The sequence below is a fragment of the Neopusillimonas maritima genome, assembly GCF_003576595.1.
In the GTDB taxonomy this organism is placed as follows: domain Bacteria; phylum Pseudomonadota; class Gammaproteobacteria; order Burkholderiales; family Burkholderiaceae_B; genus Neopusillimonas; species Neopusillimonas maritima.
The window spans coordinates 320,435-334,222 of record NZ_NQOU01000004.1 but is presented as its reverse complement, the minus strand read 5'-3'; the positions used below and the strand labels follow the sequence as shown (position 1 = coordinate 334,222).

At 55.0% G+C, this 13,788-nt stretch carries 14 protein-coding genes; 7 read left to right on the top strand and 7 right to left on the bottom strand.

Annotated elements, in window-relative coordinates; all coding sequences use genetic code 11:
- Positions 1 to 16 precede the first annotated feature (16 nt).
- The gene (locus CJO09_RS11990; protein WP_119442541.1) at positions 17 to 454 is read right to left on the bottom strand and encodes a COG4315 family predicted lipoprotein; all 438 of its coding nucleotides are present in this window, start codon (positions 452 to 454) and stop codon (positions 17 to 19) included.
- A 210-nt stretch (positions 455 to 664) separates the two neighbouring features.
- Between CJO09_RS11990 and CJO09_RS11985 the strand changes: the two genes are divergently transcribed.
- The 3 genes from CJO09_RS11985 to CJO09_RS11975 all read left to right on the top strand — a co-directional run bounded on the left by CJO09_RS11985 (position 665) and on the right by CJO09_RS11975 (position 2,669).
- A complete protein-coding gene (locus CJO09_RS11985; RefSeq protein WP_119442540.1) occupies positions 665 to 1,900 on the top strand; it encodes a CynX/NimT family MFS transporter in 1,236 nt (411 codons plus the stop codon).
- 137 nt (positions 1,901 to 2,037) lie between these two features.
- Positions 2,038 to 2,331, top strand: coding sequence for a type II toxin-antitoxin system RelE/ParE family toxin (locus tag CJO09_RS11980; RefSeq protein WP_044628576.1), 294 nt, complete (start codon positions 2,038 to 2,040; stop codon positions 2,329 to 2,331).
- A 14-nt stretch (positions 2,332 to 2,345) separates the two neighbouring features.
- Entirely contained in the window at positions 2,346 to 2,669 is a 324-nt protein-coding gene (locus tag CJO09_RS11975) for a HigA family addiction module antitoxin (RefSeq protein ID WP_119442581.1), read from the top strand.
- Positions 2,670 to 2,713: 44 nt separating this feature from the next.
- On the opposite strand, the gene mnmE is transcribed toward CJO09_RS11975, so the two are convergent.
- The 5 genes from mnmE to rpmH all read right to left on the bottom strand — a co-directional run bounded on the left by mnmE (position 2,714) and on the right by rpmH (position 6,775).
- Positions 2,714 to 4,099: a tRNA uridine-5-carboxymethylaminomethyl(34) synthesis GTPase MnmE gene (gene mnmE / locus CJO09_RS11970; protein WP_119442539.1), complete on the bottom strand. Its 1,386-nt coding sequence runs from the start codon at positions 4,097 to 4,099 to the stop codon at positions 2,714 to 2,716.
- Positions 4,100 to 4,196: 97 nt separating this feature from the next.
- Positions 4,197 to 5,909: a membrane protein insertase YidC gene (gene yidC, locus CJO09_RS11965; RefSeq protein ID WP_119442538.1), complete on the bottom strand. Its 1,713-nt coding sequence runs from the start codon at positions 5,907 to 5,909 to the stop codon at positions 4,197 to 4,199.
- Between the two features lie 78 nt (positions 5,910 to 5,987).
- Positions 5,988 to 6,218 (bottom strand): membrane protein insertion efficiency factor YidD, encoded by a 231-nt coding sequence (gene yidD, locus CJO09_RS11960; RefSeq protein ID WP_119442537.1) that lies wholly within the window; start codon positions 6,216 to 6,218, stop codon positions 5,988 to 5,990.
- Complete coding sequence (gene rnpA / locus CJO09_RS11955) at positions 6,212 to 6,583, bottom strand: ribonuclease P protein component (protein WP_119442536.1); 372 nt, start codon at positions 6,581 to 6,583, stop codon at positions 6,212 to 6,214. The genes yidD and rnpA overlap by 7 nt, the downstream gene beginning before the upstream one ends.
- 57 nt (positions 6,584 to 6,640) lie before the next feature.
- Positions 6,641 to 6,775, bottom strand: coding sequence for a 50S ribosomal protein L34 (gene rpmH, locus CJO09_RS11950; protein WP_023951589.1), 135 nt, complete (start codon positions 6,773 to 6,775; stop codon positions 6,641 to 6,643).
- A gap of 164 nt (positions 6,776 to 6,939) precedes the next feature.
- Here rpmH and dnaA point away from each other — a divergent pair, with 164 nt between their 5' ends.
- Genes dnaA through gyrB form a run of 3 tightly spaced genes read left to right on the top strand, consistent with a single transcriptional unit; the run spans position 6,940 to position 11,951 of the window.
- A complete protein-coding gene (dnaA, locus tag CJO09_RS11945; protein WP_119442535.1) occupies positions 6,940 to 8,373 on the top strand; it encodes a chromosomal replication initiator protein DnaA in 1,434 nt (477 codons plus the stop codon).
- A gap of 2 nt (positions 8,374 to 8,375) precedes the next feature.
- Positions 8,376 to 9,482 carry a DNA polymerase III subunit beta gene (dnaN, locus tag CJO09_RS11940; RefSeq protein WP_119442534.1) on the top strand — a complete coding sequence of 369 codons (1,107 nt, stop codon included), beginning with the start codon at positions 8,376 to 8,378 and terminating at the stop codon, positions 9,480 to 9,482.
- 18 nt (positions 9,483 to 9,500) lie between these two features.
- Positions 9,501 to 11,951 (top strand): DNA topoisomerase (ATP-hydrolyzing) subunit B, encoded by a 2,451-nt coding sequence (gyrB, locus tag CJO09_RS11935; RefSeq protein ID WP_119442533.1) that lies wholly within the window; start codon positions 9,501 to 9,503, stop codon positions 11,949 to 11,951.
- A 116-nt stretch (positions 11,952 to 12,067) separates the two neighbouring features.
- Here gyrB and CJO09_RS15850 read toward each other — a convergent pair whose 3' ends face one another.
- Positions 12,068 to 12,199: a hypothetical protein gene (locus CJO09_RS15850; protein WP_281270765.1), complete on the bottom strand. Its 132-nt coding sequence runs from the start codon at positions 12,197 to 12,199 to the stop codon at positions 12,068 to 12,070.
- 292 nt (positions 12,200 to 12,491) lie between these two features.
- Between CJO09_RS15850 and CJO09_RS11930 the strand changes: the two genes are divergently transcribed.
- Positions 12,492 to 13,307, top strand: coding sequence for an HNH endonuclease (locus tag CJO09_RS11930; protein ID WP_158582754.1), 816 nt, complete (start codon positions 12,492 to 12,494; stop codon positions 13,305 to 13,307).
- Positions 13,308 to 13,788: the final 481 nt, after the last annotated feature.

Genomic DNA, 13,788 nt, shown 5'->3' with positions numbered 1-13,788 from the left:
GAACTCTCCTTTCGTTTTACTTGCTGTGTACTTCCTTGCCGCTGGGCATGACCAGATACCATTCGGCACCAAAGCCTTTGACATCCTGGCCCATGGTATCGCCCGGGGCCTTGTCTTTGATGAAATAGTAAAGCGGCCAACCATTGTAGGTTACTTGCATCGTACCATCGGGGCGCTTTAGTGACCCCAGCGCGCCGGCGTTAACACCCGCACCGGCCTGTGGCTCGCCATCGCTGGTAAGCGGTGGCCATGCGGTGGCGCAGGCGTCGAAACAGGTGCTTTTTCCCGGTTCGTCGGCTTTGAATAAATAGAGACTTCGGCCTTCGCCATCGGCCAGGTGGGCGCCAAGGGAGGACTCCTGGACGGTTACCATGGCCGGGCCGGCGGCGCCGGCAACAGAAAGCCCGGCAACCAGGGTTATGGCGGCGAGTGTTGCGTTAACAAGCATTTTCATGGCGTGTCTCCTTTAAAAATACGCTGCCATGCCGAACAGTTCGACCAGCGATTTGAATACGGTAGTGACCATGGTGACGTGTGTCAACGGCCGTGAGGATTAGGTATTACTGCCGAATGTCTTGCGCCGGCCGCGCCATGAGCGCCTCCTGATGCGTGGGAATGTGGCACACTTTAGGGTTAGAGAAAGCAGAAGAAAGAGAGATAGGCCATGTCCGACAATTCGTCAGAGGCTAATACTGTTATTAATAAAGGTCCGGCGCAAAAGAGCAAGCCCGAGCGCGGCAAGAAGGGCCTGGCGCAGGTGCTGCTGCTAATTACGATCGTGTATGTGGCGATGAATTTGAGGGCCGGGCTAATCAGTGTGGGGCCTGTTATTGATTCTATCGGCAAGAGCCTGGGCTTGTCCGCAACGGCGCTGGGGGTGTTGCTTACCCTTCCGGTCTTGTGTTTTGGCGCGTTCGCGCCGTTTGCGCCGCGTATGCTAAAGCTACAGTCCGCCGAGCGCCTTATTTTGTTCAGCCTGGTTTTGCTGACGGGTGGCATTGTATTGCGCAGCAACCTGGGGTCACCGGGTCTGTTCGTGGGCACTTTCTTGCTGGGGTTGGCCATTAGTGTGGTAATGGTGCTTTTGCCGGGCATTATTAAGCGGCACTTTCCGGTGAATGCGGGGCTGATGATGGGCCTGTATTCCACCGCCCTGGCGGCGGGCGCAGCGACGGCGGCGGGGGTTACCGTGCCCATGGAACAATGGCTGGGCGACTGGCGCCTTGCATTGGGGTTCTGGGCCGTTCCGGCTGTGCTGGCCGCGCTGGCCTGGGTGCCGCAGGTGCGCGGCGAGTCGGCCTTTAGCGCCCGGCAGTCGACGGCGGTGCCCCGCTTGCGCAGCAATTGGCTGGCATGGCAGGTGACGCTGTTCATGGGCACGCAGGGGGCGATTGCCTATAGCATTTTCGGCTGGCTGCCGCTGATACTGATTGATCGCGGGCTCAGCTCACTGGATGCGGGTTTTGTGCTGGCTACGCTCATGAGCATCCAGCTTTCCACGTCCATTACCGGGCCCTGGATCGCCACGCGCGGGCGCGACCAGCGGCCCACGATCTTCGTCTTGATGATGTTGGTGGCGGTCGGTTTCCTGGGCCTGATCTACGGGGCGACCAGTGCCGTCTACATTTGGGCGGGGATATTCGGGCTGGGGTTTGGCGGCATGTTCGCGGTGGCGATGGCGCTGCTGGTGCTGCGTTCACCCAACCCGCAGGTGGCGGCGGCGATATCGGGTATGTCACAGGGGATAGGCTATATGATTGCTGCCGTGGCGCCGCTTATCGTGGGCATTTTGCATGAATACACAGGCGACTGGAATGCTGTGGCGGCGTTCATGATGCTGCTTATCGCGGGTGCCCTGTGGTCGGGGCTGCTGGCGGGCCGGGCGCGCTTTATTGAATAGGGGCGCGTGCGCGGGCCAATCTGGCATCAGACCAAGCTATAGCAACATTATTTTTGATATGTATCCGTTCCCCTTTCAAACGATCTTGACGCACAACAGCATTGTGCATAAAATGATTAAAAAGCAATCAGGTAACTATGGCGGTTGAATTCAGGGATATATGGCTGGAGGCTTTCTACGACGAAGACCAAAGCCACAAGAAAATACCCAGCACTATTGAAGGCGCTCTGTTCAGAAAGATTCAGATTCTGGATGCCGCGACGCAGGAGTCAGACTTGAGGATTCCGCCTGGTAACCGTTTTGAACATTTGCAGGGAAACCTTTCTGGATGGTGTTCCATTCGGGTTAACAAGCAGTATCGTCTGATTTTTCGCTGGGAAGATGGCACCGCCCAAGATACATATCTAGACCCACATGTTTACAAGGGCTAGAAGAGGATATGGTTATGAGAAATACAAAACGTCGCCCAGTGACCGTGGGCCAAATGCTGCTCACGGAGTTTCTGGAACCTATGAACATTGAAATCAGTGAACTTGCCGGAGCAATGGGTGTACATAGAAATACACTCAGCCGAATTGTGCATGACAAAGGCACGTTGACTGCACCCATGGCAATAAAACTCGCAGCGGCTTTGGGGAATACACCCGAATTTTGGCTGAATATTCAGCACGCGGTTGAGTTGTGGGATGTGCGTCATCGTGCCTATGAGCAAGAAGCTAAGAACGTGAGACGCGTCAAGCCTCACACGCTACCTCTGAAGCAAGCCTGAAGACACGCCTTCCTAGTAGATCAGCCGCAAGGTACAGTGACGTTTCACTTCCCAATGCAAAAACTGGAAAAAATCTCGCCCAGCAAATCGTCGCTGGTAAATTGGCCTGTAATGCTGCACAGCGCCTCATGGGCCAGCCGCAATTCTTCGGCGAATAAATCCAGCACCTGATCGTTATGGGCGGCGTGGTCGGCCGCTTGTTGCAGGTGTATGGCGGCTTCTTCCAATGCCCGAACGTGGCGCTCCCGTGCCAGCCAGGGGGATTCCGTTGCCGGGCTCCAGCCGGCAATATCCAGCAGCCGGGTGCGCAGTGCATCCAGTCCTTCCCCGGTTTTGGCCGAAATGAACAACACGTTTTGCGATTCGGTTTGCTCGGGTGCTGATGCCGTCTGTTCCAGTTCCCCTTGCGCCAAATCCAGTTTGTTAAACACCTTCAACACCGGAATGTGTTTGGGCAACCGTTCGGCAATGGCCGAGTCCAGTTTGTCGTTCTGGGCGCGAATGTCTTGCAGGTGCAAGACCACATTGGCCTTTTCGATTTCCGCCCAGCTGCGGGCAATGCCGATGCTTTCAACGGTATCTTCGGTTTCCCGCAAACCTGCGGTGTCGATAATATGCAGCGGCACGCCTTCAATGTGAATTTGTTGAATGACGCGGTCGCGGGTGGTGCCGGCAATGGGGGTCACAATGGCCACTTCATCGCCAGCCAGGGCGTTCAGCAAGCTGGATTTGCCCACATTGGGTTGACCTGCCAGCACCACATGCAGGCCTTCGCGCAGAATTTGCCCTTGTTGCGCCTGGGCCAGAATCTTGTCTAAATCCTGTTGCAGCGAAGCCAGTGTTTCACGTGCCTGGTATTTTTCCAGGAAGTCGATTTCCTCTTCCGGGAAGTCCAGCGTGGCTTCCACCAGCATGCGCAAATGCACCACCTGGTCGTCCAGTGCATGAACCTGCTGCGAAAACGCGCCGCTTAACGAGGCCATGGCGCTGCGCGCGGCCGCGTCGGACGAGGCTTCGATTAAGTCGGCCACGGCTTCGGCCTGGGCCAGGTCCATGCGGCTATTCAAAAAGGCGCGTTGGGTGAATTCGCCCGGCTCGGCCAGGCGCAGGCCCATGTCTTTGCCGGTTTCCAGGCAATGCGTTAGCAATCGCCGCAAAACGGCTGGGCCGCCGTGGCCTTGCAGTTCCAGCACATCTTCTCCGGTGTAGGAGTGTGGGCCGGGGAAGAACAGCGCAATGCCTTTGTCGATGGCAGTGCCGTTTTCGTCGTTGAAGCCCAGATAATGCGCATGACGTGGTTTCAACGACGTGGTGAACAGGCGTTCGCCCAAAGCGGCCAGATCGCGTCCGGAAATACGAATGACGCCAATGCCCCCTCTTCCGGGGGCGGTGGCAATGGCAATAATGGGGTCGTAAGCGCGCGCTGTCATTGTGGGCGTATTTTACTTCCGGTGTTGGTATGCATGTGTGGGAAAAAAAACGGCGCAGGGTTTGCCTGCGCCGGTTTCAATTGCTTCACGTTTTGAATTAACGCTGGGCCTGTTCTTTTTGCTTGTCGAGCTTGTGCATAATGTAGCGCTGCTGGGCAATGGAAATAATGTTGTTCACGCACCAGTACAGCACCAGCCCGGCCGGGAAGAAGAACATCATGCCGCCGAATACCAAAGGCATTAGCATCATAATGCGGGCCTGCATGGGGTCGGGCGGTGTGGGGTTCAACTTAATTTGCAGGAACATAGTGCCCATCATGACGGCAGGCAGAATGAACCAGGGGTCGCGGGCCGACAGGTCGTGAATCCAGAGAATCCAGGGGGCGCCGCGCATTTCCACGCTACCCAGCAGTACCCAGTACAAGGCAATGAAAACCGGAATCTGCACCACCATGGGCAAGCACCCGCCCAATGGGTTGATTTTCTCGGTGCGGTACATCTCCATCATGGCCTGGTTCAGCTTGGCGCGGTCGTCGCCGAACTTCTCGCGCAAGGCTTGCAAGCGTGGCGTTACCTGCTTCATCTTTGCCATGGAGCGGTAGCTGGCCGCCGACAGCGGGTAGAACACCAGTTTGATGAGGAGCGTCAGCAGAACGATTGTCCAGCCCCAGTTACCCACAAAACTGTGAATCCAGGTCATCAGTTCGAACAAGGGTTTGGCAATAATGGTGAGGAAGCCGTAGTCGACCACCACATTCAACCCGGGGGCCACTTTTTCCATGGCGCCCTGGTCTTGCGGGCCAACCCAAAGTTGCGATTGCGCAGTGGCGGTTTCACCCGGCGCAACCGTGCCCATGGGCTCAATGGCACGAATGGAGTACAGGTTGTTGCCTACGCGCAGCGCTTCGTTGTAGCGTGTTTGCCCTTGAGTGGGCACCCAGGCACTGGCGAAGTAGTGCTGCACCATGGCAATCCAGCCATTGTCGGCCTGCTTGATGTATTTCGCCTTGTTTTCCTGAATGTCGGAAAAGTCAATTTTTTGATACTTTTCCTGTTCGGAATAAACGGCTGGGCCGGTGAAGGTGTTGTAGAAGAAAGAGCTGTCGGGTGGGTCGTTACCGTCGCGCGTCAGCTGCAGGTAAACCGACGGCTCAACCGGCTGATTACCCAGGTTTTCAACATCGTGCCGCACGTGAATGTTGTAGCTGCCCTTTTCCAACCGGTAGGTTTTCGTGACTTTCAAGTTGCCGGATTCGGCTTCGAAAACAACGTCGAGGTAATCGTCGGTAAGACTGGTTTCTGAAGAAACCATGCGAAAAGGCGTTAAGTGCGTGGGGAATTGCGTGCCTTGCGGTGCGCCGACTACGCCGGTTTGCGCCACATAAATAGAGGTGGGCGAATTGTCGAGCAGCATCATGGGGCTGTCTTCACCATCGAAACCGGTGAAATCAAGCAATTGCGCTTTTACCAGCTGCGCGCCCTGCGTGTTGAAAGTCAGGTCGTACACATCGGTGGTAACTGACACCAGTTCGCCCTGTGCACCCTGTTCGGTTTGGGTGGTTTGCGCAGGAACGTTCTCGGTTGCCGCCTGGCTGCCGGCCGGTACGCCTTCCGGAATATTACCGGTGCTGTTGGTGGTTGCCGTGCTTTGCCCGGTTTGGCTGCCGTTATCGGGCGCCTGGGTGGACGCGGTTTGCGTTGGCCCTCCCCCCAATAGCGACGGCTGACCGTTGTGAATTTGCCAGTTATTCCATAGCAGCAGCAGTGAGAACGTAAATACAATCCAGAGGAGGGTGCGTCGGATATCCATAGCGCCTGTTATCAGTTAGTACACAGAGCAAAGCCTGCTAGTTTACCGCAGTAGCGGGGTTCTTGAGCAAGACACGGTTTAGTGCTGATGATTCGGTTTTGGAACAGGGTCGTGCCCCCCTTTACACCAGGGGTTGCAACGCCCTATTCGGTACAGCGCCAACCCCCACCCTTTAATGGGCCCATGCTTTTCAATGGCCTCGATGGCGTATGCCGAACACGTGGGTGTAAAGCGGCAACTGTTGCCAAACCAGGGGCTTAAAAAGTAGCGGTAAAAACGGATGGGCGCAATAAACAGCTTTTTCAGCATTTTGTAACCTGCTTCAAAAGCGTGTCCGCCTCTTGGCGGACCTGCTTTTTGAGTGCCGTTAGCGTGCAAGGTTCAATTCTGGTGTGCAGCCGAAACACGATGTCGCGATTGGGAAGCCTGTTTTGCTGCAGGCGAAAACTTTCCCGAATGATGCGTTTAATTGTGTTTCGGGTGACTGCCCGCTTGGCTTGCTTCTTGCCAATAATGAGACCAAGCCGAGGTTGTGGGCTGTTTGCGCCGCCCCTGGGGGTAGACACAACGAACAAAGCCCCTTTGGCTACGCGCCGGCCTTTTAATGCAGCAACGTATTCAGAGGGGCGCAACAGGCGCGCCGCCGACGAGAAGGTGGCCCGCGCAGTGTTCATTGACAAGGTGGCTTGCCTGCTTTGTGCAACAAGCCGCCGGCCGGTAATAAAACCGGCTTAAACAGCCAGACGCTTGCGGCCTTTGGCGCGGCGAGCGTTAATGACAGCGCGGCCGCCACGGGTTTTCATACGTACGCGAAAGCCGTGTGTGCGCTTGCGACGAGTAACGGAAGGTTGAAATGTGCGTTTCATGGCTCAATGCCTTAGGTTGGAAAATAAGGGAAAGCCTGCTATTTCACCAAATTATTCGAGTTTAGTCAAATGCTTAGCGTTATTACGCATGGCTATGAAGAACCGGGGTTGTGGATAACTTACCCCACAACAAGGTAGAATCGAGGTTTACTGAAGTGGTGGATATGAAAGATTTTTGGCAGACCTGTATTCAACGCCTGGAGCAAGACCTACCCCCGCAGCAAATCAGTGCCTGGATTCGTCCTCTGGTTCCGCTGGAGTACGACGAGTCCAAGGCGTTGTTGCGCGTGTCTGCGCCGAACCGTTTCAAGCTCGACTGGGTTCGCAAGAATTTTTCTCGTCAAATTGAAACCCTGGCAACGGAATGGTACGACCAGCCCGTGCAGGTGTCGTTCGAACTGGCAGCGTCGGGCAACCGCGCGGCACCCACGGCGCGCCCGCCCTCGGCACCCGCTACCCCGGCTTCGGTGCTGAATGCGGAGCCGGCGCTTACCGAGTCTTCCGCCATGGCACCCGAACCGGCTGCGCCCGCGCCCTCTCCGTTGGCGGCCGCCACGGTTGATTCGGTTTACGATCGCTCCAGGTTGAACACCGATTTAACCTTCGACAACTTCGTTACCGGTAAAGCCAACCAGTTGGCCCGCGCGGCTGCGCTGCAAGTGGCCGAAAACCCCGGCATATCTTATAACCCGCTGTTCTTGTATGGCGGCGTGGGTTTGGGTAAAACCCACCTGATTCACGCTATTGGCAACGCCCTGTTGAAGGCCGACAAAGCCGCCAGGGTGCGTTATGTGCATGCCGACCAGTACGTGTCCGATGTGGTGAAGGCCTACCAGCGTAAGGCCTTCGATGAATTCAAGCGTTATTACCATTCGCTCGATTTATTGCTTATCGACGATATTCAATTCTTCGCGGGCAAGAACCGCACGCAGGAAGAGTTTTTCTATGCGTTTGAAGCCATGGTGGCCAAACGCAAACAAATTATTATTACGTCCGACACCTACCCCAAGGAATTGTCGAATATCGACAGTCGCCTTATCTCGCGCTTCGACTCGGGCTTAACCGTGGCCATAGAGCCGCCCGAGCTGGAAATGCGCGTGGCCATTTTGCTGCGCAAGGCCGATGTGGAAGGCATGGCCATGCCTGAAGATGTGGCCTTCTTTATTGCCAAGCATTTGCGCAGCAATGTGCGTGAGCTGGAAGGTGCCCTGCGTAAAGTATTGGCTTATGCGCGTTTTCACGGCCGCGATGTATTGTCGGTGGAAGTGTGCAAAGACGCCCTGAAAGACCTGCTGTCGGTGTCCAACGGGCAAATTACGGTGGAAAACATTCAGAAAACCGTGGCCGATTATTACAAAATCAAAGTGGCTGATATGTATTCCAAACGGCGGCCGGCAAACATTGCCATGCCGCGTCAGGTGGCCATGTACCTGGCCAAAGAATTAACGCAGAAAAGCTTGCCTGAAATCGGCGATCTGTTCGGCGGGCGGGATCACACGACGGTGCTGCATGCCGTTCGAAAAATTTCCGAAGCGAGGTCAAAAAACCCAGAACTCAATCATGCTTTGCATGTGTTGGAACAAACCCTAAAAGGATAATCATGCAATTCGTACAAACAACAAGAGATGCGTTGCTGAAACCGTTGTCTACGGTGGCCGGCATTGTTGAGCGTCGCAATACCATGCCTATTCTGGCTAATGTATTGTTGCGCAAGGAAGGCAACAGTGTGTCGTTTTTGGCCACCGATTTGGAAGTACAAATTACCACGCACGCCGATTTCGGCGTGGGCGATGAATCGGAATCCACCACGGTGGCGGCGCGCAAGCTAATGGACATTTTGCGCGCCCTGCCCGAAGATGAAATCAGCTTAAGCCTTACTAGTGGCAAGTTGAACATTCAGTCGGGCAAAAGCCGTTTTGCGTTGCAAACCTTGTCGGCCAACGATTACCCCACGGTGTCGCAGCCGGAACAGTTCGACGTGTCGTTTTCATTAGCGCAAAAAACACTGAAGCAGCTGTTTAACCAGGTGCATTTTTCCATGGCCCAGCAAGACATTCGTTACTACCTGAATGGCTTGCTGTTTGTGTTCGAACCCGGTTTCGTGCGCGCCGTGGCCACCGACGGCCACCGCCTGGCCCATAGCGCCACGGCGGCCGAAGGCATTACCCAGAAGCACGACGTGATCGTGCCGCGCAAAACCGTATTGGAAATGCAGCGCCTGCTGGGTGAAACCGACGACCCCGTGCAAATCGATGTGTCCTCGGGGCAGATTCGTTTCCGTTTCAACGATGTCGAACTCATTTCCAAACTGGTGGAAGGCAAGTTCCCCGATTACACCCGTGTGATCCCCACCACCTATACACGCCATTTCATGGTCTACCGCGAGCGTTTGCAGGGCAGTATGCAACGTGCCGCCATTCTGACCACCGACAAGTTGAAAGGCGTGCGTTTCCAGTTGGGCGACAACGTGCTGAAAGTGTCTTCTTCCAACGCCGAACAGGAAGAAGCCCAGGAAGAAATCGACGTCGATTACAGCCACGAACCCCTGGATGTGGGTTTTAACGTAAGCTACCTGCTGGACGTACTGGCCAACATGAAGTCGGACATGGTGCGCTGGTCGGTTCAACCCGACGCCAACGCGTCTGCACTTATTACATCGCCCGACGACGAGCATTTCAAATACGTCGTCATGCCGATGCGCATTTAATCAAACACAAGGTTTTATATGTCAGACTCAACCGTGAATACACCTGAAGTGGATTATGGTGCCGAATCAATCAAAATGCTTAAGGGGCTTGAAGCAGTACGCAAGCGCCCGGGCATGTACATTGGCGATACGTCCGACGGTACCGGTTTGCACCACATGGTGTTCGAAGTGGTCGACAACGCGATCGACGAAGCGTTGGCCGGCTATTGCGACGACATTGTCGTCACCATTCACGCCGACAACAGCATTTCGGTTAGCGACAACGGGCGGGGTATTCCCACCGATATTCACAAAGACGACGAATTCGGCCGCAGTGCGGCCGAAATCGTGATGACCGAACTGCACGCCGGCGGGAAGTTCGACCACAACTCGTACAAGGTATCCGGGGGTCTGCACGGTGTGGGTGTATCGTGCGTGAATGCGTTGTCGGAATGGTTGCGCCTGACTATATGGCGTAACGGCGAAACCCATGAAATGGAGTTTCGTCGTGGCGAGCGGGTTGAGCCTTTGCACGTTACGGGCACCACTACACAGCAAGGTACGCGGGTGCACTTCCTGGCCGATGACACCATTTTCGAGAACGTCGAGTACCACCACGATATTCTGGCCAAGCGCCTGCGCGAACTGTCGTTCCTGAATAACGGCGTGAAAATTCGCCTGATTGACGAACGCGACGGCAAGGAAGACAACTTCGCCTTCTCGGGTGGGGTGAAAGGGTTCGTGGAATACATTAACCGCACGAAAACCGCCCTGCATTCGAACGTATTTGCGGTGAGCACTGAGTCGAAAGTGAACGAGGAGCACATTGGCGTTGACGTGGCCATGCAATGGAACGACAGCTACTCGGAAACGGTATTGTGCTTTACCAATAACATTCCCCAGCGCGACGGCGGCACCCACTTAACCGGTTTGCGCGCCGCCATGACGCGTGTGTTGAACAAATACATTGCCGACAACGAATTGGCCAAGAAAGCCAAAATCGACACCACCGGTGACGACATGCGCGAAGGCCTGGCCTGCGTGTTGTCGGTGAAAGTACCCGACCCGAAATTCAGCAGCCAAACCAAAGACAAGCTGGTTTCCAGTGAAGTACGCCCCGCCGTTGAAGAGGCTGTGGCCCGTACGCTGGAAACGTGGCTGCTTGAAAACCCGAACGACGCCAAGGCGCTGTGCAACAAAATTATTGACGCCGCCCGGGCACGCGACGCCGCCCGCCGCGCACGTGAAATGACACGCCGTAAAAGCGTGCTGGAAGGCGCGGGCCTGCCCGGTAAACTGGCCGACTGCCAGGAAAAAGACCCGGCGCTCAGCGAAATATACATTGTGGAGGGTGACTCGGCCGGGGGCTCCGCCAAACAAGGGCGCGATCGCAAATTCCAGGCTATTTTGCCCCTGCGCGGTAAAGTGCTGAACGTGGAAAAAGCGCGCTTCGATCGCCTGATTGCCAGCGAAGCCATTACCACCCTTATTACGGCGTTGGGTACCAGCATTGGGCCCGATTTCAATATTGAGAAACTGCGTTACCACCGCATCATTATCATGACCGACGCCGACGTTGACGGCGCGCATATTCGTACCTTGCTGCTGACGCTTTTCTATCGGCAAATGCCGGAACTGGTGGCGCGTGGGCACATTTACATTGCCCAGCCGCCCTTGTACAAAGTGAAGATGGGCCGCGACGAGCGTTACCTGCAAGACGACCACGAAGAAGCCAAGTACATGATGGAAGTGGCGCTGAAAGACACCGCGCTCACCCCACGTGAAGGTGCCGAGCCCATTACCGGTGATGCCTTGTCGGAACTGGCACGCCAGTATATTTTGGCTGATGCGGTGATTGAGCGCTTGTCGCGCCAGATGGATGAACAGGCCTTGTCGGCCATGGCCGAGGGCGTGGAAATTCACCTTGACGACGAAACCCAGGCCAAAGAATCGGCCCAGCGTTTGCAGGACGCGCTGGCGGGCTCTGCGGTGCTAAGCCGCGTAACGGTGGATGCCGAGCAACCGGAAGAAGACGGCCCATGGCGTTTGGTATTGCGCCGCTTGCATCACGGCAATGTGCGCGTAAGCGTGTTCGACCGCACCTTTGTGCGCGGTGCCGATTATGCGGTGTTGTCGCGTTCGGCGAAAACCTTCCTTGGCTTGTTGGGCAAAGGGGCGGTGATTCGCCGTGGCGAAGGCGACAAGCAGAAAGAGAAGTATGTCAGTGACTTCCGCCAGGTGGTGTTGTGGTTGCGTGCCGAAGCCGAGCGTGCGGTAAGCAAGCAGCGCTACAAGGGTCTGGGCGAGATGAACCCGCAACAGTTGTGGGAAACCACGATGGATCCGAAGGTGCGACGCTTGTGGCGTGTGCAGATTGAGGATGCGATTGCGGCGGATGAGTTGTTCACCACGCTGATGGGCGATCATGTTGAGCCACGGCGCGCGTTTATTGAAACGCATGCGTTGCAGGCGGGGAATATTGATACTTGATTGTTTTTTGAGGTGTTTTTGTTTGAGTCGGGCTGCCTTTTTGGGTGGCCCGATTTTCTTTTGGGCGTCGTTGTGGGGGTGCCGGGCGGCGGGGCCATCGCACGGCCCCTTCGGGGCTACCCGCTGGTTGCTCCTGGCTCGGAGCGGGCGCGGAACTCGCGGGATCGACCCGGTGGGTCGAAAGCGCCCCGCTCGAACAGGCCGCGCCCTTGGATCTCCGACCCAGGTACAACCAGCGGCGTGCTCAAAGCTCCACCGCCCGGTACCCCCACAACGACTTGGGGTTGCGCATGGGGGAGGATTGTTATAAGTTTTGGTTTTGGTTGGAAAGGAGTTGGGGAGAAATTTTGAGCTTCTGTTATCGGCCAGGAGCAGACAATCCTCTTATCTGGAATTTTTAGGCTTGCCTAAACGTACACAAGCAGTTGATTACCAATTGGTATGACTAGACTCAGTCAGGTTAGGCTACCAACCTTAGCCGGTGATGAGTCGTCTATTTATAGTTAGACTTCACAGATCATGCGCGAACCACTACTCCGAATGGAGTTCTTCGAAACGTATTATTACGCGAATATTGTTCACAATGTGCTCAACGATACGATGCCTTATCTTCGGAATCTGAATAGCTGGCACGAAGGTCGTGAGGCTTGGCTTTTTCTGCGGCCCTTTCCAAAGTGGAGCGTACTGCATGATTTCGCCCAGTACATCATTGAAGATTTAATCTATGAGCGCCTTCAAGAGGTATCGCTAGAAGCTATAGAAAACAGCCGCTGGCCCAGCTTGTGGATTGATCAAGCGCTAGCGCACCACCAAATAGAAACACCTGGCTTTCGAGCATGGTTGAAGCAGGAAAAAATAGATCTTGCAGATGCTTCACAAGACGTTATTCACGACTATCACAACGAGCTTCGCCTCACCGGCGAGTTTGACACGCTCTTGACTCAATTGACTAATGAAGTGTTCTATCTCCTGTTTGGGAACAGAGCACTGCTCGCAAAGCTCAATAGCTATGTCTCTGGAGTAGTAGATAGTCTAACGCGAAATGATTTAGCCATTGAAGAGCGTCATCTGCTGCGGAAGGACGGCATTCCGACACGGACGCACGTCCCAGAGTGGGCAAGGCGGGCCATATACTTCAGAGATCGAGGAATGTGTGCATCGTGCAATACTGACCTAACAGGCGTCATCTCAATCAACAAAGCTGAGCACTATGATCACATGTTCCCGCTTGCTGCAGGCGGCATCAACGACATAACAAATCTTCAATTGTTATGCGCCTCATGCAATCTAAAAAAGGGCCGCCGCATGTTGCCTACGTCGACAAACTACCAGTCGTGGTACGCCAGTGATGCCTAACTGTGAATTGACCACGGTTTTGCAGATGGTTTTCAGTTGACTCTGCAGCAATTTGCTGTTCACCACTGAAAAGCCAATCAGATAAAGATCTTGAATTGCAGTTGTCGCTACAAAACATCTAGCGAGTTGTTCCTATCGAACTACCGCTTTGCTGTGGGAGCTGCCAATAGACAACCGCAGGTGAACTTACGCGAGCTAGCACAAAGTGGCAGTTCTGTTCATCCTAGATCTCGGTGCGTACGTTCAGAAGTCCGTTGCGTCCAGCACACCAGTAATGGGACTTGCCGAGCGTATGAAAACCTCATTTGATTTACGGAACGCATCATTTATAGATTCGGCACAGTGAAGTTTGAATTTTTCTTGACCTCATTCCCTATGAATGAGCACTCAAAAAATTCAAGTCTCTGAGAACCGGAGCAATAACGTCACATAACGCAAAGCAACTGGTTGCCCAGCACCACGGCACGGGCTCCGACCGAGC

What these genes read in the sequence shown, in the direction of transcription:
- gyrB (WP_119442533.1), top strand. Translation starts at nt 9,501, where the DNA reads ATGTCAGACTCAACCGTGAATACACCTGAAGTGGATTATGGTGCCGAA.
- CJO09_RS11985 (WP_119442540.1), top strand. Translation starts at nt 665, where the DNA reads ATGTCCGACAATTCGTCAGAGGCTAATACTGTTATTAATAAAGGTCCG.
- CJO09_RS11975 (WP_119442581.1), top strand. Translation starts at nt 2,346, where the DNA reads ATGAGAAATACAAAACGTCGCCCAGTGACCGTGGGCCAAATGCTGCTC.
- CJO09_RS11930 (WP_158582754.1), top strand. Translation starts at nt 12,492, where the DNA reads ATGGAGTTCTTCGAAACGTATTATTACGCGAATATTGTTCACAATGTG.
- dnaA (WP_119442535.1), top strand. Translation starts at nt 6,940, where the DNA reads ATGAAAGATTTTTGGCAGACCTGTATTCAACGCCTGGAGCAAGACCTA.
- rnpA (WP_119442536.1), bottom strand. Translation starts at nt 6,583, where the DNA reads ATGAACACTGCGCGGGCCACCTTCTCGTCGGCGGCGCGCCTGTTGCGC.
- dnaN (WP_119442534.1), top strand. Translation starts at nt 8,376, where the DNA reads ATGCAATTCGTACAAACAACAAGAGATGCGTTGCTGAAACCGTTGTCT.
- yidD (WP_119442537.1), bottom strand. Translation starts at nt 6,218, where the DNA reads ATGCTGAAAAAGCTGTTTATTGCGCCCATCCGTTTTTACCGCTACTTT.
- yidC (WP_119442538.1), bottom strand. Translation starts at nt 5,909, where the DNA reads ATGGATATCCGACGCACCCTCCTCTGGATTGTATTTACGTTCTCACTG.
- CJO09_RS11980 (WP_044628576.1), top strand. Translation starts at nt 2,038, where the DNA reads ATGGCGGTTGAATTCAGGGATATATGGCTGGAGGCTTTCTACGACGAA.
- CJO09_RS11990 (WP_119442541.1), bottom strand. Translation starts at nt 454, where the DNA reads ATGAAAATGCTTGTTAACGCAACACTCGCCGCCATAACCCTGGTTGCC.
- mnmE (WP_119442539.1), bottom strand. Translation starts at nt 4,099, where the DNA reads ATGACAGCGCGCGCTTACGACCCCATTATTGCCATTGCCACCGCCCCC.
- rpmH (WP_023951589.1), bottom strand. Translation starts at nt 6,775, where the DNA reads ATGAAACGCACATTTCAACCTTCCGTTACTCGTCGCAAGCGCACACAC.